Origin of the sequence: uncultured Marivirga sp. (assembly GCF_963974845.1) — a bacterium.
GTDB lineage: Bacteria > Bacteroidota > Bacteroidia > Cytophagales > Cyclobacteriaceae > Marivirga > Marivirga harenae.
On sequence record NZ_CAXBEQ010000002.1, the window covers coordinates 637411 to 656794 of the forward strand.

General features: G+C 36.6%; 18 protein-coding genes and 1 tRNA gene. 12 read left to right on the forward strand and 7 right to left on the reverse strand.

Features of this window, described 5'->3' with window-relative positions; all coding sequences use genetic code 11:
* Positions 1 to 355 precede the first annotated feature (355 nt).
* The 5 genes from AAC601_RS07230 to AAC601_RS07250 all read right to left on the reverse strand — a co-directional run bounded on the left by AAC601_RS07230 (position 356) and on the right by AAC601_RS07250 (position 7051).
* A complete protein-coding gene (locus AAC601_RS07230) occupies positions 356 to 1780 on the reverse strand; it encodes a TolC family protein (RefSeq protein WP_340152898.1) in 1425 nt (474 codons plus the stop codon).
* Positions 1777 to 3153, reverse strand: a complete 1377-nt coding sequence (locus AAC601_RS07235; RefSeq protein ID WP_303271304.1) for an HlyD family efflux transporter periplasmic adaptor subunit — start codon at positions 3151 to 3153, stop codon at positions 1777 to 1779. The genes AAC601_RS07230 and AAC601_RS07235 overlap by 4 nt, the downstream gene beginning before the upstream one ends.
* Positions 3146 to 4879, reverse strand: coding sequence for an ATP-binding cassette domain-containing protein (locus AAC601_RS07240; protein ID WP_303271305.1), 1734 nt, complete (start codon positions 4877 to 4879; stop codon positions 3146 to 3148). Before AAC601_RS07240 ends, AAC601_RS07235 begins: the two co-directional genes overlap by 8 nt.
* A gap of 2 nt (positions 4880 to 4881) precedes the next feature.
* On the reverse strand, positions 4882 to 5559 hold the full coding sequence (locus tag AAC601_RS07245; protein ID WP_340152899.1) for a TetR/AcrR family transcriptional regulator: 678 nt from the start codon (positions 5557 to 5559) through the stop codon (positions 4882 to 4884).
* Positions 5560 to 5635: 76 nt separating this feature from the next.
* On the reverse strand, positions 5636 to 7051 hold the full coding sequence (locus AAC601_RS07250; RefSeq protein WP_340152900.1) for an FAD-linked oxidase C-terminal domain-containing protein: 1416 nt from the start codon (positions 7049 to 7051) through the stop codon (positions 5636 to 5638).
* A 27-nt stretch (positions 7052 to 7078) separates the two neighbouring features.
* On the opposite strand from AAC601_RS07250, the gene AAC601_RS07255 reads away from it, so the two are divergent.
* The 6 genes from AAC601_RS07255 to purN all read left to right on the forward strand — a co-directional run bounded on the left by AAC601_RS07255 (position 7079) and on the right by purN (position 10240).
* Positions 7079 to 7576, forward strand: coding sequence for a C40 family peptidase (locus tag AAC601_RS07255; RefSeq protein ID WP_303271308.1), 498 nt, complete (start codon positions 7079 to 7081; stop codon positions 7574 to 7576).
* A 72-nt stretch (positions 7577 to 7648) separates the two neighbouring features.
* A tRNA-Ala gene (locus tag AAC601_RS07260) sits at positions 7649 to 7722 on the forward strand.
* 55 nt (positions 7723 to 7777) lie between these two features.
* A complete protein-coding gene (locus AAC601_RS07265; protein WP_303271309.1) occupies positions 7778 to 8014 on the forward strand; it encodes a GIY-YIG nuclease family protein in 237 nt (78 codons plus the stop codon).
* A 236-nt stretch (positions 8015 to 8250) separates the two neighbouring features.
* Positions 8251 to 9111, forward strand: a complete 861-nt coding sequence (gene nadC / locus AAC601_RS07270; protein WP_340152901.1) for a carboxylating nicotinate-nucleotide diphosphorylase — start codon at positions 8251 to 8253, stop codon at positions 9109 to 9111.
* Positions 9112 to 9188: 77 nt separating this feature from the next.
* The gene (locus AAC601_RS07275) at positions 9189 to 9665 is read left to right on the forward strand and encodes a YcxB family protein (protein WP_303271311.1); all 477 of its coding nucleotides are present in this window, start codon (positions 9189 to 9191) and stop codon (positions 9663 to 9665) included.
* A complete protein-coding gene (gene purN, locus AAC601_RS07280) occupies positions 9662 to 10240 on the forward strand; it encodes a phosphoribosylglycinamide formyltransferase (protein ID WP_303271312.1) in 579 nt (192 codons plus the stop codon). Before AAC601_RS07275 ends, purN begins: the two co-directional genes overlap by 4 nt.
* An 8-nt stretch (positions 10241 to 10248) precedes the next feature.
* Here the strand turns inward: purN and AAC601_RS07285 are convergent, their stop codons facing one another.
* The gene (locus AAC601_RS07285) at positions 10249 to 10830 is read right to left on the reverse strand and encodes a hypothetical protein (protein ID WP_340152902.1); all 582 of its coding nucleotides are present in this window, start codon (positions 10828 to 10830) and stop codon (positions 10249 to 10251) included.
* A gap of 305 nt (positions 10831 to 11135) precedes the next feature.
* On the opposite strand from AAC601_RS07285, the gene purH reads away from it, so the two are divergent.
* From purH to rodA, 6 genes are all read left to right on the forward strand, one after another.
* Positions 11136 to 12662 carry a bifunctional phosphoribosylaminoimidazolecarboxamide formyltransferase/IMP cyclohydrolase gene (gene purH / locus AAC601_RS07290; RefSeq protein ID WP_340152903.1) on the forward strand — a complete coding sequence of 509 codons (1527 nt, stop codon included), beginning with the start codon at positions 11136 to 11138 and terminating at the stop codon, positions 12660 to 12662.
* A gap of 113 nt (positions 12663 to 12775) precedes the next feature.
* On the forward strand, positions 12776 to 13804 hold the full coding sequence (locus AAC601_RS07295) for a rod shape-determining protein (RefSeq protein WP_303271315.1): 1029 nt from the start codon (positions 12776 to 12778) through the stop codon (positions 13802 to 13804).
* A 106-nt stretch (positions 13805 to 13910) separates the two neighbouring features.
* On the forward strand, positions 13911 to 14747 hold the full coding sequence (gene mreC, locus AAC601_RS07300; protein WP_340152904.1) for a rod shape-determining protein MreC: 837 nt from the start codon (positions 13911 to 13913) through the stop codon (positions 14745 to 14747).
* The gene (locus AAC601_RS07305; RefSeq protein ID WP_303271317.1) at positions 14737 to 15258 is read left to right on the forward strand and encodes a Rod shape-determining protein MreD; all 522 of its coding nucleotides are present in this window, start codon (positions 14737 to 14739) and stop codon (positions 15256 to 15258) included. Before mreC ends, AAC601_RS07305 begins: the two co-directional genes overlap by 11 nt.
* Positions 15255 to 17066 (forward strand): penicillin-binding protein 2, encoded by a 1812-nt coding sequence (mrdA, locus tag AAC601_RS07310; protein WP_303271318.1) that lies wholly within the window; start codon positions 15255 to 15257, stop codon positions 17064 to 17066. The genes AAC601_RS07305 and mrdA overlap by 4 nt, the downstream gene beginning before the upstream one ends.
* On the forward strand, positions 17063 to 18331 hold the full coding sequence (rodA, locus tag AAC601_RS07315) for a rod shape-determining protein RodA (protein ID WP_340152905.1): 1269 nt from the start codon (positions 17063 to 17065) through the stop codon (positions 18329 to 18331). Before mrdA ends, rodA begins: the two co-directional genes overlap by 4 nt.
* Here rodA and AAC601_RS07320 read toward each other — a convergent pair whose 3' ends face one another.
* Positions 18332 to 19384: an imelysin family protein gene (locus tag AAC601_RS07320; protein ID WP_340152906.1), complete on the reverse strand. Its 1053-nt coding sequence runs from the start codon at positions 19382 to 19384 to the stop codon at positions 18332 to 18334.

The window sequence follows — 19384 nt, forward strand, 5'->3', positions numbered from 1 at the left end:
TTGGAGTGCCTTGGATGAACGGAATTAGAAATGCTTCAATGTTTAAATTATTAATTCTACTTGGGCAAAGATTATTTTGATTATATACCGACAATGTATAGATCCATATGTCAGCCAAACCAATATGTTTAAGTTTAGAATTCAATTGCTTCATTTTTTTGAGACCACGTATTTATGTCGGCTAAGAACCTTTTGAAGTACCTAAGGGTATTTTATATGCATTCTGATTTTCATCAAGCTAAGGAATTAGTAATTCAATAGAAGCCTGGTAGAGGCTCCTTTAAGCTACAAGAAAAAGATATTCCGTTGAATTAAACGTTTAATAACCGATTAATTATACTGTTATTTTTACTGATCAATTGGAAACCCATAGCTCAGGCTTTGCTCCTAAGCTGTGCAACCATTGGCGATAATACAATCTGTATTTAGCTTGAAGCTCTATGTATTTCATGCGCGCATTGACTAAACTCATTTGTCTATAGTTGATGAGGAAAATACTGCTTTCCCCAATTTCGAACTTCCGTAGTTCTGCTTCTAGTAATCCTTCATATTGAGAAACCACATTTTGATAGGTTTCAAGCTGTTGAGCAATATTTTCGAAAGTATTTTCATATTGTCTCGCTTTATTACGAATAGATAATTGCTTTTGCTGAAGCTCGAAATTAGTGTTTTCCAATTTGATTTCATTCATGCGCAGTTCGCCTCTTGGCTGTCTTAAAAGTAAAGGCATGCTGAAACTTAAACCCCAATTGTAATTGTCCAGATTTTGGATTTCACTAATATCACCCGCTGGATCTTGTAATAGGTTGTATTCTAGATTTAGTTTTGGTTTTAGTTTTTCCCGTTTTAGTCTATTGTCAATTTGTAGATTTTGAATTTTATATTCACTTTCTCTAATAGCTGGATGCTCCTGTATGAATATGGGCAGACTAGCTCTTAGACTGTCGATTTTATTTTGGGAAATACTGTTAATATCCGAAGCTTTTATATCTGTTTCCACAATGGGTTGATTGTTGCCCCAAAGAAATGTAAACAGATTTAATTTTGCATTGGCTAAATCTACTTCCAATTGCTGGTTTTGAATTGTGAGGTTTTGCAATTGGATTGAGGCTTCTAAAGTATCTACCGCTGGTTTGTCTCCTTGCTCAAAAGATATTTTATAATTCTCAAAATTATCTTGCGCTAATTCAATAGCTTCTTCAATTACGTTTTTTTGATATTGAAATTTGGCGAAGTGCCAATAATAATTACTTGCTTCTAACAAAATGTCTATCAAGAGAAGCTGCGCTTCATTTTCAAATGCCCTTCTATCTACAAAGGCTTTTTGCAAGGCTGCTCTTCTATCATCAATAAAGAGACCCTGCAAAACAGGAACGCTTACGCCCGCATACCACAATCCAGCATTTGGCAGAGTAGATTCGTTGCTTAGAAATTCTCCAGCCGTATAATCATATCCTCCCTGGAAGGTAATACCTGTTCTAGTCGCTAAGCTAATTCCAGATTCACTATATTGATAGTAATTCTTTTGGTCGTAGTATTTTTGTTTGTTCTTGGAGAAAAGTTCCGGGTCAAAATTTCCTCTGGCCGCCATTACCGCAAAGTCTCCCATTTGTTTTAGGTTTTCGGCCTGTTGAATTAAAGGATGATTTTGCATTACCAGCTGTAAGAAATCTTGTTCACTTAGTTTTTCTTGATTAAGCGTTTCCTGCGCTTGCGCTGAATGCAGAATTGTGATCAGGCAAAGGAATGTGATTAAAATATGTTTTACACTAAACATCATTTCTTAGCTTTTCCGTCAAGTTTGTTTTTTTCACTGGAGGTGCCGGTATTTTCAGGCGTATAGAAATTTGGCGGAAATCCATTAATCTGCCTCCATATTTCATACCAAACAGGTACGATATCTAACAAGGCTAATCCGTTTGTACCACCACCAACTCTAAGCGCGTCTGGCCATTCTGGTTCATCAGGATCTTGAGCAATCAAGATTCTGTATTTCCCATTAGGGCTGATGAACCGATCAATAGCTACAACTTCTCCACCAAATGTACCATAGGTAATTATAGGCCAACCAGAAAATACGATTGAAGGCCAGCCGTCAAATATCAATCTGACCTCATTACCCACATTAAAGAGAGGTAGGTCTCTCGGCATGATGTACATTTCTACAGCATAGTCAATGTTGGCAGGCATTATAGAGACTAAAGATTCACCCGCTTTAATGTTCTCTCCTATACCTGTGCTGACTGCTCTTGTAATATATCCATCTTGAGGTGCAGTTACATAATAAAAACCAAATCGAACTTGATAATTGGTCAATTGGTTTTCCATTTTAACTACTTCTGCCTGGGCATCTTGCAAGGTTGATCTGGTACTAAATAAATCTGAGCGTGCTTTCTGTAATTTATCAGTATACTCGTTATAGACCGAATTCAATTCAATTTTGGCATTGAGATATTGGTTTCTACTGCTCAGTAACTTACTTTCCATACTGATCTTTTTGGCTAAGGATTCCTGGTATTTATTCGTCCTCATTTCCAAGTCAGTTAAAGATTTCAAACCTTCATCATAGAGCTCTCTTTGACGACCCAATTGCTTATCAGCAATACTCAAATTTGTTTGAGCAGCTTCATAATCAATGCTGTCGGCTTGGATTTTTAATTCTGCTTGACGCAAATAGTTTTTTGCCTGACTAAGTTTCAGTCCTCTATTTTCTTCTATGGCCTTAATTTGGCTTTGAAGTGCCTCTATTTTTTCTTGATAAAACCCTAGCGCTTGCCTTTTAGCAGAAATCTGTTCTTGAGTTCTTTCGAGTAGTTGAGGATCAAAATACTCATCTTTTATTTCTCGGATGAATATGATAGTATCTCCTTTAGCTACGTAATCACCTTCTTGTACATACCACTCTTCAATTCTCCCATCAATCATTGAATTCAAATCTTGAGGACGGTGCATCGGAGAAAGAGCCGTTACTTGTCCGTTTCCTCGAATGTTTTGAGTCCAGGGCAGGAAAGCGACACCTAAAACAAGTAAGAAGAAAATAAGGAGCAAGCGCTTCAATATTTTATCCGCACGTATTTCTTTGAACATGCTAAAGGTAGAGTACCTTTTGGTATCTACTTTATCTTTTATGGAATATGGACTTATATTAAGCATCTTTATTTAAAACTATTTTTTCAAACCATTTATGATTTTTGACCTCTTGACCAGCTATATCGTGAACGATCTCGCCTTTGTCCATCCCGATCACTCGATCGCATTTTTCCAACACTCTGATATCATTGCTGATCATAAGCACAGTTCTTGGATTGTCTTTAGTGCAGAGAAAATCTGTGAACTTATGCTTTTCCTCTTGAGACATCATTCCGAAGACGTCTTCCCAAAGAATTAATGTTTTCTGTCCTAAAATGCCTCTAGTCCACAGAATTTGTTGCTTTATTTGTTTTGGGAAAGTTCGGTCTCCAGGGAAAACCATCTTCTGATAGCCTTCCGGCTCAGTTTCCATATACTTGTCTAAACCAGTGATTTCTGCGGCTTTCTGAATTTCTTGAAGGCTACTTAGCGGAGAGCCAATACTAATATTTTCTTCTATGGTGCCAAGAAAAATTCCTCCCGAATTCATACAGTCCCCAATATGTCTTCTTACTTCCGAAATATTGAGGTCCCTTAAAGCAGTCCCATTAAACATGATATTGCCTTTGTAATTGCCGTACCAACCAGAGATTAACTGGATTAAAATGGACTTCCCAGCATTGGCGGTGCCTGAAATCCCTATTTTTTCTCCGGAATTAATATCAAGATTAACTTTATTTAAGAAAATATGCTCAGAATCGTGCTCTTGCAATTTTATGTCTCGCAACTTGATATGCATTCCCTCTGCGTTGTTTAGAGGTTGAACCCCAGAAATAAACTCCTCTAATGGTTTATCAGTGACCACCGCTAATTTTTCCACTGCTGTTAAAACATCGTAAACGGATTCTATAGTAAAGATGATCTTTTCAACGGAATTAATTATTAAGATTACTATAATCTCTGCAGCAACAAATTGTCCAATGTTCATCTGTTGCTCAATCACTAAGATACCTCCAATCAATAAAAGCCCCGCAGCTACAACGGCTTTGAAACCAATCATTAATGAGAATTGATTGATGATAACGTTGAAATGAGACCTTCGTGCATTCACATAATTTTGGGTATTAGAATTGTTTTTCTCTAAAGGAAGAGAAGAGTCACCCGCCATTTTGAAACTTTCTACATTTCTGGCCAATTCCTCAAGCCAATGTGCTGTTTGGTATTTGTAATTTGATTCTTTTAAACTCGTTTTAAGACCTTTAGGTCCAGTCAAACGCACGATTAAGAATATAAGAATGATTAAGAAAAAGGAAAATATAATGAAGAAAGGGTGATAAAACGAAATTAATGCTAACCCAAATATAATCTGGAAGAAAGCCGTTGAAAAATCAATTAGGATTTTTGCTAAACCTTTTTGCACAGACATAGTGTCGAAAAAGCGGTTGATTAACTCCGGCAAATATTCTTGACGGACTTCATCAATTTTGAATCTTGGAATCCTATAGGCAAATTCAAAGGATGCCCGGGTAAATATTTTCTGCTGCAGAACTTCATTTATCGTCAATTGCCGAACTTGCAATATGCCATTAATAATGATCCCTAAGATCACTAAAAAGACCAAAATTATCCATGAAGTGCTGACCTGGCCACCCATAATTAGGTTTATAATGGCCTGAATTCCTAGGGGAAGTGAAAGACTAATTAAACCTGCGAAAATAGCATAAATGTAGATGGTAAAAACCAGGCTCTTTTCAGGCTGCAATAGGTTTAGAAACCTTTTAAATGGGTGTACTTTAAAGTTGTCTGCCATTTTTAATTCTTCAAGTTTTTAAGAATAATCTGATAAAAAACATATGAAAGTTCGTCTCTGTCATACTGTATGTCAGATAGAGAGGGCATATGTAATGCAAAATACTGCTGATGTAAAATTCCAACAATACTGGTAGATGCAAGCGTATTGGCATAGCTAAAGTCTGGATTTATTTCAATCATTATGTCTGCCAATCTCTTAGAAACCTTTTTAAAAGTTAGAAAGAGTCCAAATTGGTTTTCTTTATCCACTTCCTTGGTTAAATATGCCTTTGAAGATTCTGATATTACAATGTTGATCAATTGCTGAAAATTAAGAGCGCTAATGCTTTTATCTTCCTCATCAGGTTTACAAATAACTTCTACTGCCCTTCTTAATTTTGAATCCGGACTTGTGAGGTTATTTGTTTGAAAAGCGAGTTGGAGGTCAATCCAGCTCCAATACCAATTATAGAAATACAATAAAAGTTTGTGCTTGCTTTCGAAATAGCGATAGATAGAGCTTTCCGTGGTGCATAATGCTTTGGCCAGCTTGCCGAAAGTAAAACTCTCCAATCCCATATCATCTATCATTTCTAAAGACTGGGAAAGGATTTTTCTCCCTAATTCTGATGAATCAGGATCTTTTTGGAATAAATGAGGGTTAAGTTCGATTTTAATAGAAGAAAGTAAATTATCCACCACTTGTTTTTTTACACGCAATATTAAAAGTAATACTATCGCAAAACGGATAAATGCTCATCTTGTTTAAAAAATCTTAAAATATTTTTTCTGGGTTTAAAATATTATTTGGGTCAAATACATTTTTAATACCTCGCATCAAATCTAATTTCACATCGCCCATTGCCATTTGCATATATGGTCTTTTGGCGATACCAATTCCATGTTCACCAGAAAGAGTGCCTCCTAAGCGAACTACTTCTTCAAAGATTTCACCAATCCCTTCGTTTACTTCGTTATTCCAGTAGTTATCGCTCAAGTTTTCTTTCATAATATTGATGTGTAGGTTTCCGTCTCCGGCATGACCATAGCAAACTGAATTGAAGCCATATTTTTCACCTACATTTTTTATAAAAACAATCAAGGCAGGTAGATTTCCTCTGGGGACTACTACATCCTCCGCTTTTGTGAGTGAATAAGCATTTACCGCAGGGCTTACATTTCTTCTTAATTTCCACAGTTCATCCTTTTGGGCTTGAGTATCGGCAAACAGCACTTCTCCTCCAGTATCAAATTCTTCCAATACGTTTAATATGACTTCGGCTTCATTCATCATAACTTCCTCGTCATTCCCGTCTAGCTCAATTAGTAAGTGAGCTTTTACATGCTCGGGCAAATCAACACTCACCGTTTCACCCATTTCGTTTTGAATGTAAGCTTGAGTTTTCACAATGGCATCTCTTTCCATAAACTCCATTCCAGAAGGAGCCACACCAGCTTTGAAAATAGCCGCAATAGCTCTGCAGGCCTCTTCATTACTGGTAAATGGAGCTAATAAAGTGACATCCTTTTTTGGATAAGGACGTAATTTGAAAACTATTTTAGTAATGATTCCTAATGTGCCTTCACTTCCACACATTAATTGAGTTAGGTTATATCCAGTACTATTTTTCAATACATTAGCGGCTGTCCAAATGATCTCCCCATTAGGTAAAACGACCTCCATATTTAAAACATAGTCTCGGGTTACGCCATATTTCACAGCTTTGGGTCCTCCTGCATTTTCAGCCAAATTCCCACCTAAAAAGCAAGTGCCTTTACTAGATGGGTCAGGAGGATAAAATAATCCTTTTTCTTTAACAGCATTTTGAAAAACTTCCGTTATAACTCCGGGCTCAACCGTAGCTTGTAAATTTAATTCATCAATGGATAATATTTTATTGAACTTTTCCATGCTGATAACCACCCCTTTTTTGGTCGGGAGGGCGCCCCCACTGAGCCCCGTACCACCTCCTCTGGGAGTTACAGGGATCAAATGCTCATTACATTTTTTCATAATGGCACTGATTTCTTTAGCAGTTGAAGGTTTTAATACCACATCCGGCATGAAAGAATAGTCCTCAGTATGATCGTGAGAATATTTGTATTTGTCCTCATCTTGCAAAAAGGCATTTTTTGCACCTACAATGCTGACCAATTCCTCAAAAATGCTTTGATTTGTAACCGTATCCATGAATTAATTGATTTCTGATCTTGAATTATGCTTCAACACAAATTTAGGAAAATATATTCCAACCAGCTGATTTTATTATTATTGATTGTAGTTTTCCTATCAGGATGTGCGGCAAGCAAGAAAAGAAAAGTTAGAGAGAGGCGATTGGATATTATAATCCAAACCGCCCGTTCGTACACGGGAACACCCTACAAATGGGGAGGAGTAAATAGGTCAGGAATGGATTGCTCCGGTTTATTATATGTTAGTTTTAAGGCAGGAGATGTTAATATTCCAAGAGTTTCAAGAGACCAAGCTAAGGTTGGGAAGAAAGTGAAATTCAGACAACTTGAAGAGGGCGATGTGGTCTTTTTTGCAATGGGCAAAAGAAGGAGAAAAATTACTCATGCCGGATTAATAACAGAAGTTCGGGCTAAAGATGATGTGCGATTTATACATGCTTCTTCAAGTGTAGGTGTTGTGGAAGCTAATATTTATACTGATTACTATAAAAAGAAATTCAGGAAAGCGCGTAGGTATTTTTAGAAATGGATTTTTTGTCTAGCTTTGCAAGCCTTAAATGGTAGCTCACTACCGTTGAGCCACTTTTTACAGAATGGGGCATTAGCTCAGCTGGCTAGAGCGCTACGCTGGCAGCGTAGAGGTCATCGGTTCGACTCCGATATGCTCCACAAAGCTACTTCGATAGAAGTAGCTTTTCTTTTTTCAACCAACCCTAAAATTGTCATGAAATATTTTGTCTATATCCTTTATTCAGAAAAGTGTGATAGGTATTATGTAGGACATTCGGATAATCTGGATAGAAGATTCGATGAGCATAATTCAGGAAGAGGAGGAAAATATACGGCAAGATGTAAGCAATGGGAATTGGTTTATACGGAGTGTTATGAAAGCAGGGGTTCAGCGGTCGAGCGTGAATTTGAGATTAAAAAAAGAAGAGCAGGAAATATTTTGAAGATCTAATTACAAAATAGAGCAGAGGCATTGGTTCATCAGCTGGCCGGGGCGTCCCGATGCCGTGCAACGGGAAGGTCATCGGTTTCCTGGCTTTCTTCGGGACGGGCGACCACCGATATGCTCCACAAAGCTACTTTGAAAGGGGTAGCTTTTTTAAGCTTACATTTAAAATTAAAGCTAGTCATTATGTTATTAATAACTTGATGACCTTACCTTTGCCTTAATAACTAAACACAAGAATCTTGGCCTATCAATATTTAACCGAAGAGAATATTAACCAATTTATAAAAAGCGCTTTAGAGGAAGATATCCGTGAAGGAGACCATTCATCATTAGCATCTATTCCCAAAGGAACCCAAAATACTGCTCAGCTCATTATTAAAGATGATGGTGTTCTAGCAGGAGTTGAAATGGCAAGACACATTTTTAAGGCTGTTGATCCAGATTTAACACTGGACATTTTCAAAAAGGATGGAGAGCGTGTAAAAAAGGGGGATATTGGGATGAAAGTTAGTGGTGAAGCCTCTTCCATTTTGACTGCAGAGCGACTAGTTTTAAACTGTCTGCAAAGAATGAGCGGGATTGCTACTTATACTCATAATTTAAATCAGTTAATTGCTCACACTTCCACAAAGCTTCTTGATACCCGGAAAACTACCCCAAATTTTAGGATTGCAGAAAAATGGGCGGTAAAAATAGGCGGAGGGCAAAACCATCGCTTCGGCCTTTTTGATATGGTAATGCTCAAGGACAACCACAATGATTTTGCTGGAGGAATAACAGCTTCAGTAAACTCAACAAGACAGTACTTAAAGTACAAAGGCCTTGATTTGAGAATTGAAGTAGAGACCAGGAATATTAAAGAGGTAAAAGAGGCGCTTTCCGTTGGAGGCGTGGACGTTATCATGTTAGATAATATGTCCGTAGAAATGATGAAAGAAGCCGTCCAAATAATTGGTAATCAATGTGAAACGGAGGCTTCAGGAGGAATAACAGAGGATACTATAGTCCCTATTGCCGAGACTGGTGTAAACTTCATTTCAGTAGGTGCTTTAACGCATTCTTATAAAAGTTTAGACATCAGTTTGAAAGCAGTTTCCTGAAACCATAAAAATGAGATATATTTGCAGACCCAATCAACGGGAGGTTAAAATTTATTTAAGAAAATAGAATTGCAGCAATGCTAGTTAAAACAAAAAAATATAAGCTGGATAACGGCACATACATTAAAACAGGCTTGAAAAATATTGTGAAGGAACAATGGTGGGTGTTTTTAATTGCCCTTGCCATATGTTCTGGTTACGCATGGATTCCCAATATCTGGTGGTTTATAGGATCATTCATAGCCTTATTGTTATATTTCCTTTTTTGGTTAATTCAGTTTGCCGGGGTAACGCAATTAGATCAATACAAAATATTATTTGAAAGGCTTTCTTATGAAATCAGCTCCCAACAAATTCTCATTAAATTAAATACCAAACAAGGTATGCCCATCAAATGGGATCAAATTAAATCAGCCAAAGTAGGGAAAAATGCATTTACTCTTGTGTTATCCAAAGCGCAATTTGTTTATCTCCCTTTTAAAGTATTCAAAACAGAAAATGAAAAGAAATTTGTGGAAACTATTTTGAGAAGGAAGGAATTGGTTAAATCATGACCGATCCTAAAAACATAGCTGTTTTGGCTTCTGGTTCTGGAAGCAATGCAGAAAAAATTATTCAGTATTTTAAAAATCATAAGATTATTAATGTGTCTTGTGTCATTACAAACAATGAAAATGCTGGAGCCATCGAAAGAGCTGAAAAAGCGAATGTTCCTTCAAGATATTTTTCAAAAACGGACTTTGAAAATCCTGAATATATTCTTCGGTATTTGAAAACAAATAAGGTTGATTTTATTGTCCTTGCAGGATTTCTATTAAAAATTGCTCCAGAAATAATAGCGGAATACCCAGATAGAATTATTAACATTCATCCGGCACTTTTACCAAAATATGGAGGTAAAGGAATGTATGGTCATTTTGTGCATGAAGCTGTAATCCTAAATAAAGAGGAAGAAAGTGGCATTACCATTCACTTGGTCAATGAAAACTATGATGAGGGAGAAATAATTTTTCAAGCTAAATGCAGTATATCTCCACAGATGGGCGCAAAGCAATTGTCTGCCAAAGTTCAGCAATTAGAACATCAGCATTTTCCTAAAGTTATTGAGGAGTTTTTGGAAAAGCACTAAAGAGGTTATTATTCCTTGCTAAAAAGCTTCTCAACCAGATCAGAAAAGTTTTCTGGTTCAGAATACAATCTGTCCGAATAAACACTCGCCATTATTTTTAAAAAGTGAGGTTTTTCATCGTGAAGGATCAATTCCAAACTAATATTTCCAAATCTTTGGTCAATGGGGGGCTCCATTTGAATGGGTGGTTTTAAATAGTACATTTCTTTAGTTAAAACTCTATCCTGCTCGGCTGTCACTTTTCTATTGGAACCTGATTGCCTATAACCAAGTGATAAAACCTGTTTTTTAAAATGTTCTAATAGCATTTTATAATCTGAATCTAATAAGCTGCTGCAATTGGCGATTGCAAAGCCATTGGCTTTCTCACTTTGGAATAGGGCAACCGGGATTGGATTTTTAATGTCTGTTTTTTTTAAGTGGTATGCCCTGAATATCTTATCCAATATTTCATTGCTGACATCTGAGGAAAGCCAATCTTCATATGAATTAAACTCCTGTTGGCTTCTTTTTAAAACCTCATTTGAGAGGATCACATTTTTTTTCTCTTTAGGAAATATTTTATTTACGATTTGATTAAAGAATGACATTCAAATTGCTTTATAAATTAAGAGTTAAATTTTAGATTGCTTTTGTCAGTAACACATTATAAGGCTGAAAGATTAGTAAAATGAAGATATTCTTAAAAAATATTTATTCTTTAACGGACAAAGTTATTTCAAAATAGGCTACTAATTCTACGGTTCGATCCTCCCTTCAAGGAAGTTTTATCTAAAAGCCGCAATATATAAGCACTCAGTATATTATAAACGTAACCAACTCAGGTTAATGCATTATTTTATAAATTTTTCGGCTTAAATCAATTAGTTTTGCAACAAAACTAATTTTCAGCAAAATGTCAGTAAAAAAAATCCAATCTGCACTCATTTCAGTTTTTCATAAAGACAATCTAGAGCCGATCATTCAAATATTAAAAGATAAAGGGGTTAAAATCTACAGCACAGGAGGTACACAAAAGTTTATTGAAGACCAAGGTGCTGAGGTTACCGCGGTGGAAGATTTAACTAGCTACCCTTCAATTTTGGGGGGAAGAGTCAAGACACTGCACCCTAAAGTTTTTGGAGGAATACTCAGTAGACGAGAATTAGAATCAGATAAAGCGCAACTGCAAGAGTATGATATTCCTGAAATAGATTTAGTAATTGTTGATTTATACCCTTTTGAGCAAACGGTTGCTTCAGGTGCTAGCGAGCAAGACATAATTGAAAAGATTGATATAGGTGGGATTTCCTTGATTAGAGCAGCCGCTAAAAACTTCAAGGATGTTGTGATTGTAGCCTCTCAAAATCAGTATGCAGACTTGGAAAACGTCTTGGCAGAGAAAGACGGTAGCACTGATTTACAGGACAGAAAATCCTTTGCCTCGCATGCATTTAATGTGTCTTCTCACTATGATACTGCCATTTTCAATTATTTTAATGGAGATGATGCTATTGCAGGTTTTAAGCAGAGCATATCCGAAAACAAGACTTTACGTTATGGTGAAAACCCTCATCAAAAGGGAGTTTTTTTTGGAGATTTAGAGGAACTTTTTGATCAATTGAATGGAAAGGAACTATCGTATAATAATCTTGTGGATGTAGACGCGGCAGTTTCATTGATTGAAGAATTTGAAAACGAAACTGCTTTTGCCATATTAAAACATACTAATGCCTGCGGAATGGCTTTGGGAAATACAGTAAAAGAAGCTTATCAAAAAGCATTTGCTGCTGACACACTTTCGGCCTTTGGCGGTGTTTTGATTACGAATGAAGTTGTAGATAAAGAAGCTGCCGAAGAAATGCATTCGCTGTTTTTTGAAATTCTAATTGCACCTGATTTTACTGCAGAAGCTTTGGAAGTACTTAAAGGGAAAAAGAACAGAATATTATTGAAAAAGAAAACGAATCTGGCCACCAAAAAGCAGTTTAAAAGTTTACTAAATGGAGTAATTGAACAGGACAGAGATTTGCAGACTGATAGCCGATCAGATTTGAAAGTAGTGACTAAAGCAGCACCAACTGCCGAAGAAGAAAAAGCACTACTATTTGCCTCAAAAATTTGTAAGCATACCAAATCGAATACTATTGTATTAGCAAATAATGGCCAATTGCTGGCAAGTGGAGTTGGTCAAACTTCACGAGTAGATGCCTTAAAGCAAGCAATTGAAAAGGCTAAGATTTTTGGCTTTGATTTAAATGGAGCGGTTATGGCTTCTGATGCGTTTTTCCCGTTTCCTGATTGTGTAGAAATTGCAGATCAGGCCGGTATCACAGCTGTTATCCAACCCGGTGGATCTATCAAAGATCAAGACAGCATTGACTACTGTGATACGCATGGGATGAGAATGGTCACTACAGGAATTAGACATTTCAAACATTAGGATATTAATCTTTAGATAAATCCCGAAATATTTTCGTTGAACTGCTTAATTTATCAAAGTAATTTGTAAATTTCCAAAGCGTTAATTTTTAAATATATTATACAAAAACATCCATGGGGATATTTGATTTCTTTTCAAGTGACATAGCCATAGATTTAGGTACAGCCAATACCTTAATTATTCATAAAGACAAAATAGTGGTGGACGAGCCTTCCATCATTGCCATTGATAAAGCTACTAACAAAGTGTTGGCCATAGGGCGCCAAGCCATGCAAATGCATGAAAAAACTCACGAAAATATAAAGACCATTCGGCCTTTAAAAGATGGGGTAATTGCTGACTTCCATGCTGCGGAGCATATGATTCGTGGGATGATAAAAATGATTGATGGAGGGAAAAGGAGTTTCATGCCATCTTCTCACAGAATGGTGATTTGTATTCCTTCCGGTATTACAGAGGTGGAAAAAAGAGCCGTTCGAGATTCAGCTGAGCATGCAGGCGCTAAAGAGGTTTATATGATTCACGAACCTATTGCTGCTAGCATCGGGATTGGTGTAGATATAGAACAGCCGGTGGGATCAATGGTTGTTGATATTGGAGGTGGAACAACCGAGATTGCCGTTATAGCACTTTCCGGAATTGTATGTGATCAATCCATTCGAGTAGCAGGTGATACATTCACAAAAGACATTTTGGATTATATGAGAAGGCAACACAATCTTTTGATTGGGGAGCGTTCTGCTGAGAAAATTAAAATAGAAGTAGGAGCTGCTTTAACAGAACTAGATGACGGACCTGAAGATTATGAAATCAGAGGGCGAGACTTGATGACGGGTATTCCGAAAGTTATTAAAGTTTCTTATTCAGAAATTGCTTTTGCAATTGATAAATCGGTATCAAAAATAGAGGAGGCGGTGCTTAAAGCGCTGGAGATTTCCCCGCCCGAGTTGTCGGCAGATATTTATGATAATGGAATTCATTTAACTGGAGGAGGTGCTTTATTAAGAGGGCTCGATAAAAGATTAGCACTTAAAACGAAGTTACCGATTCATGTTGCTGATGATCCATTGAGAGCGGTAGTTCGTGGTACTGGTTTGGCTTTGAAAAATTTGAATCATTACAAAGCCGTTTTAATGAGTTAAATGAATTATTTGATACAAAATATTTTTGGAAAAGGGAATCCTACGAAAGGCATTCCTTTTTCCTTTTTAAAGCAATTTATTTTTTTGCCTGTAATCCAAAAGGTAAATGCGTAGGCTATTTCAATTTATTTATCAATATAGGGCTTTCTTTATCTTTTTATTATTGGAAGTCATCAGTGGCTGGCTTGTCGTTAATCATAATGATTATATAAGCGCGTCATATTTCAATAGTTCAAGTGCCATAGCAGGAAATGTTTATGAAAATAAACAAGCGGTACAAGATTATTTTCAGCTAGCGAAAGTGAATAAAAACCTAGTTCAAGAAAATGAACTATTGCGTAACCGGCTAGCGGGGGATAGTATTTTTCTAGATACTGCAGAAGTAAATATACCATTTGAGCTTTCAGGGCAATATAAATTTGTAACAGGAAAAGTTGTTAATAATTCTGTCCATCGTTTTAGAAACTATTTTACCCTAAACATTGGAAGTGAAGAAGGCGTGGAGGAAGGAATGGGTGTGATTAATCCTCAAGGTCTAGTCGGAAAAATTAAAAGTGTATCAACTAATTTTTCTACTGCTTATTCTGCTTTACATAGCAGTTTGCTAATATCTGTGCTAATTGATGATACAGAGACTCTATGTACGGCAAAATGGTCCGGTGAAGACCCTACTGAAATCTCATTAGAATATGTTCCGCGACACATTAAAGTACAAGAAGGGATGCAAGTGGTAAGCTCTGGCTATGATTCCATTTTTCCACAAGGAGTTAAATTAGGAAAGGTCAAAAATGTTGAAATAGATGAAGAATCAACTTTTTATGATATTGAAGTGTCGCTATCTGCGGATTTCTTCAGTTTGGATTACGTGTATGTAATTGGAAATAAATTGATGCAAGAGAAAGATTCGTTGGAACAAGAATTACAATCAGAATATGAACAGTAGCAATAATGTAAAACAAATTTTGATCTGGGTGCTGTTCGTAGCATCTCAAATATTGTTTGCACAAAATTTTGTGTTGTATAATCGCGCATTCTGTTTTGTATATGTTGGATTCTTGCTATTACTACCGTTAGGAATATCCAGAAATTACATTTTACTAATTGGCTTTTTCACAGGGTTTATTATAGATGTCTTTTACAACAGTCTGGGAACCCATATGGCAGCCATGACTCTAATTGCCTTTTTAAGGCCAATTTGGTTAAATGCGATTACCCCGAGAGGAGGATATGAAAATGTAGATAGTCCCGCCATTAAAGACTTAAGTCTGTCATGGTTTTTGGCTTATGCATTACCTTTAATGTTTTTGCATTTAGCAGTGGTCTTTTTTATTGAAGCAGGTGGCTTTCACATGTTTTTTTATGTGATTTCGAAGGTGTTATTGAGCACTTTATTAACTGCATTGGTGTTAGTAATCCTACAATATCTTTTTTATTCAAAAGGAAGGTTTTCATGATAGAGAATAGGAAATACATCATTCAAATTTTAATCATAGTAGTTGGATTAATATTCTTATTGAAGTTATTCTCCATTCAAGTGATGGATAGTCGTTACAAAATGGCGGCTGAAAACAATGTGATCAACAAGGTGGTGCAATATCCTTATAGAGGATTGATCTTAGATAGAAATAGGCAAATTATTGTGCACAACACGCCTGTCTATGATATAATGGTTGTCCCAAAAGAGGTGGAGGTTCAAGACACCACTACTTTTTGCGATCTGTTGAACATTACAAGAGAAGAGTTTCAGTCGAAAATCCAAAAAGCAAAAGAATATTCGTACATAAAACAATCTCTTTTTTATCCGCAATTAAGTAATGAGGAATTTGCCAAGATTCAAACTCGTTTGGTTGAATATCAAGGGTTTTATCCTGTGGCGCGAACGGTTAGAAAATATCCGGAGCCTATCCTAGCTAATGGACTGGGATATATCGGTGAAGTAAGCAAAAGACAGTTAGAAAGAGATACTACTAACTATTACAAACAAGGGGATTTTATAGGAATTTCTGGTATTGAGGCCGCATATGAGGAAGAATTGAGAGGAAAAAGAGGGGTAAAATATAAATTAGTAAATGTAAGAGGAATTGAAAAAGGGTCTTTTAATGATGGGAAATTTGATACACTTTCCGTTCCGGGAAATAATTTAGTATCCACTATCGATTTGGATCTTCAGAAATATGCAGAGTATTTGATGGACGATAAAGTGGGGAGTATAGTGGCTATTGAACCGTCAACAGGTGAAATTTTGGCGTTTGTAAATAGCCCTTCTTATGACCCCAACATGTTAGCGGGAAGAAACTATAGTAAGAACTTTGGAGAGCTAAATAAAGATACGCTAAAACCGCTTTTCAACAGGCCAATTATGGCTCAGTATCGACCGGGTTCGGTATTTAAATTAGTACAATCCTTAATTGCTTTACAAGAGGGAGTGATTACACCATCTACAAGAACGGTATGTAACAGAGGGACTATCAATTGTCACGGGTCTCATACCAATGAAGATTTACATGGTGCTATCAAGTATTCCTGTAATCCTTACTTTTATCATACTTTTAGAAAGATCATCCAACAGGGAAAGGTAGAGGGGATGAACAAGGATGCGAGAGTGGGGCTAACTACTTGGAACAACTATTTAAGTGACTTGGGATTTGGTAGAAGATTAGGCATCGATATTCCAAACGAAAGTCCCGGTATGGTTCCAGGCCCTACCTACTATGACCGATATTATCAGAAAGATCATTGGAATTTCTATACTATTTTCTCTTTAAGTATTGGAGAAGGAGAATTGTTGACAACTCCTTTACAAGTAGCCAATCTAGCTTCCATTTTAGCTAATAGAGGGTATTACATCCAACCACATATGGTAAAAGGTATTGAAACCTCAGATTCTTACTACAACATTCAATATGACAGGCAGAATACTGGTATTGATTCTGTTCATTTTAAAACGGTCGTAGATGCGATGGGCGAAATTGTGGATGGAACCGCTAGAGTAGCTAGGGTAAAAGACATACAAATTGCAGGAAAGACAGGTACTGTACAAAATAAGAATAGCTTTGACCACTCCGCTTTTATGGCTTTTGCACCCAAAGAGAATCCAAAAATTGCCATTTCGGTTTATGTTGAAAATGCAGGTTGGGGCGGAGGAGTTGCTGCAGCAATAACAGGTTTACTTATTGAAAAATACATTAAAGGTGAAGTCGCTTCTAATAGAGCTTGGGTGGAAAATTACGTGATGACCAAAGCATATTTAAATAATTTATGAGAAGGCAGGATAGTTTATGGAATAGGGTCGATTGGTTGCTGATAGCGGTGTTTTTCATATTGGTTATCTTAGGATGGCTAAATATTTATGCAGTAGTTTATGATGCAGAACAGAGCCAAAATATTTTCAGTTTTGATCTAAATTCAGGAAAACAACTAGCATGGATTGCCGGATCGCTTGTGATTATTATAGCGATAATGATTCTGGATTATAAATTCTTTGATAGTTTCGCTTATTATATATATGCGGGTTTTTTGGTGCTTCTGGTACTAGTTTTATTTTTCGGAAAGGAAATAGCTGGAAATCAATCCTGGTTTGTTTTTGGCCCCGTTCGACTCCAACCCTCTGAATTCACGAAATTTGCTACCGCTTTGGCAGTGGCCAAGTATTTTAGCGCTAAGAATGTACGCCTCGACAAATTCAATGAACAGATTAAATCCTCATTGTTGGTCTTGGTGCCCATGAGTTTAATTGTACTGCAAGGTGATGCAGGAACTGCAATGGTGTTTATTAGCTTTATTATTGTTTACTATAGAGAGGGACTTCCTTCTTTTTATGTGATCACCGGGCTGTCGGTTGCTATCATTTTCATTTTGACCTTGCTTGTTGATCAATTGTATTTAACTATTGGGGTCATAGTTTTAGCTACTATTATTGTTGTCATCAATAATAAGCGATTAAAGAATATTGGAGTGACAATTTTGATGGCTATCATTGTTATTGGCGTAATACAAAGTGTTGATTATGTTATTTCAGATGTGCTCAAACCCCATCAACAAAATAGATTAAAGGCTTTGGTTAACCCTGATGCAGATCCTTTAGGCTATGGCTGGAATGTTACCCAATCAAAAATAGCCATTGGCTCTGGTGGTACATTTGGGAAAGGTTTTCTCGAAGGAACCCAAACTAAGTTCGACTTCGTCCCGGAGCAAAGTACAGATTTTATTTTCTGCACTATTGGTGAAGAACATGGCTGGGCGGGAAGTTTTGTTTTGATAGTACTTTTTTTGGTGCTAATGATCAGAGTCGTTTTTATTGCAGAAAGGCAGAAATCAAATTTTGCAAGAATTTATGGCTATGCAGTAGCGGGGATATTCTTTTTTCACTTTGGAATTAATATAGGCATGACCATAGGACTTTTTCCTGTCGCGGGTATTCCACTTCCATTTTTTAGCTATGGAGGCTCTTCACTTTGGTCTTTTACTATTTTGCTATTCGTATTGATTAAGCTAGATGCCCACAGGATGCAGGTATTGACCCGTTAATTAATCTCCATCGGAATCACTAAAAGTGGTCACCAATCCTAGTTGACTCATCAAATCTGTTTTGAGTATGATACTTAGATTAAGAGATTCAAGATATAACAGATCAACTTTTTTTGATTCTTCAAGTATGAGTTCTGATAATGGTTTTTTTTCTCCTTCTAGATTAGCTTTTAGGCTATTAATCTGTTGGTTGATCTTTACGTCTAATTGTATATTATCTGACATCTTGATACTCAAAGAATTTAGATAATCATCAACACCTTCTTTGGTTCCCCCATTAAATGATTCTTGTAATGCTTCCAACTTTGACTCGATTAATTCTGAGGAGATTTTGCTATATGGAGCTTGAAGATTAAAGATGTTCCTTTCAATACCCACAGTTTTTCCTGCGGGTCTTCCAATTTCATCTCCCTTTATATAATCTACTACTTCAATCCACTGATTAGCAAGCTTGGTTATACTCGACATTAATTCGCTTCCTGTGTTTTGGGCAAATTCTTTTGCATATTGATCTCTCCATTTTTTTAGTACCTGCTGATTCAATTCCACTAAGCGATTACAGAGCATTTCCATAAAGGCGATTTTAGTTTTCTGATCAACTGAATCTTCTGTAAAAAGTAGAAATTCTAAAGCCCCTAATCCTTGGCTATTACTTCCTAGCGATTGGATATGGTCTCGGTTTCCATCAAAGTTGGATACTTGCTTTGACAGTTTTGTGGTATCCACCGGAAAGTAGTAAAAGCTGTTTTTAATTAGCAACTCATCTACTGGTCCAAAACGATAGGGCGCGGTTTTAGCCCAATTTATTGCAGCTGTTTTCCAAGAATTTCGCAAGATATTGATACGAGCAGTATCAGTTTTATTTCTGGAAGCAACTAATTCATGTTGCAGGTTTTCAAAGCTGGCAAGACTTTTTTCGTAGGCGGGGATTGCCAAGTTAAAGGCAATATTTTTAAGCATTGGACCTTTGTCGAAATCTGTTTTTTCCTTAGTGTCACTGCAACCAAAGAGTAGCACTGTTAGCCCGAAATAAATAACGATTATATTTTTCAT

Coding starts and splice junctions, on each gene's coding strand:
- purH (WP_340152903.1), top strand. CDS start 11,136: ATGTCAGTAAAAAAAATCCAATCTGCACTCATTTCAGTTTTTCATAAA.
- AAC601_RS07240 (WP_303271305.1), bottom strand. CDS start 4,879: ATGGCAGACAACTTTAAAGTACACCCATTTAAAAGGTTTCTAAACCTA.
- AAC601_RS07295 (WP_303271315.1), top strand. CDS start 12,776: ATGGGGATATTTGATTTCTTTTCAAGTGACATAGCCATAGATTTAGGT.
- AAC601_RS07320 (WP_340152906.1), bottom strand. CDS start 19,384: ATGAAAAATATAATCGTTATTTATTTCGGGCTAACAGTGCTACTCTTT.
- AAC601_RS07230 (WP_340152898.1), bottom strand. CDS start 1,780: ATGATGTTTAGTGTAAAACATATTTTAATCACATTCCTTTGCCTGATC.
- AAC601_RS07275 (WP_303271311.1), top strand. CDS start 9,189: ATGCTAGTTAAAACAAAAAAATATAAGCTGGATAACGGCACATACATT.
- AAC601_RS07235 (WP_303271304.1), bottom strand. CDS start 3,153: ATGCTTAATATAAGTCCATATTCCATAAAAGATAAAGTAGATACCAAA.
- rodA (WP_340152905.1), top strand. CDS start 17,063: ATGAGAAGGCAGGATAGTTTATGGAATAGGGTCGATTGGTTGCTGATA.
- AAC601_RS07255 (WP_303271308.1), top strand. CDS start 7,079: ATGCTTCAACACAAATTTAGGAAAATATATTCCAACCAGCTGATTTTA.
- mrdA (WP_303271318.1), top strand. CDS start 15,255: ATGATAGAGAATAGGAAATACATCATTCAAATTTTAATCATAGTAGTT.
- AAC601_RS07305 (WP_303271317.1), top strand. CDS start 14,737: ATGAACAGTAGCAATAATGTAAAACAAATTTTGATCTGGGTGCTGTTC.
- mreC (WP_340152904.1), top strand. CDS start 13,911: ATGCGTAGGCTATTTCAATTTATTTATCAATATAGGGCTTTCTTTATC.
- AAC601_RS07250 (WP_340152900.1), bottom strand. CDS start 7,051: ATGGATACGGTTACAAATCAAAGCATTTTTGAGGAATTGGTCAGCATT.
- AAC601_RS07285 (WP_340152902.1), bottom strand. CDS start 10,830: ATGTCATTCTTTAATCAAATCGTAAATAAAATATTTCCTAAAGAGAAA.
- purN (WP_303271312.1), top strand. CDS start 9,662: ATGACCGATCCTAAAAACATAGCTGTTTTGGCTTCTGGTTCTGGAAGC.
- AAC601_RS07265 (WP_303271309.1), top strand. CDS start 7,778: ATGAAATATTTTGTCTATATCCTTTATTCAGAAAAGTGTGATAGGTAT.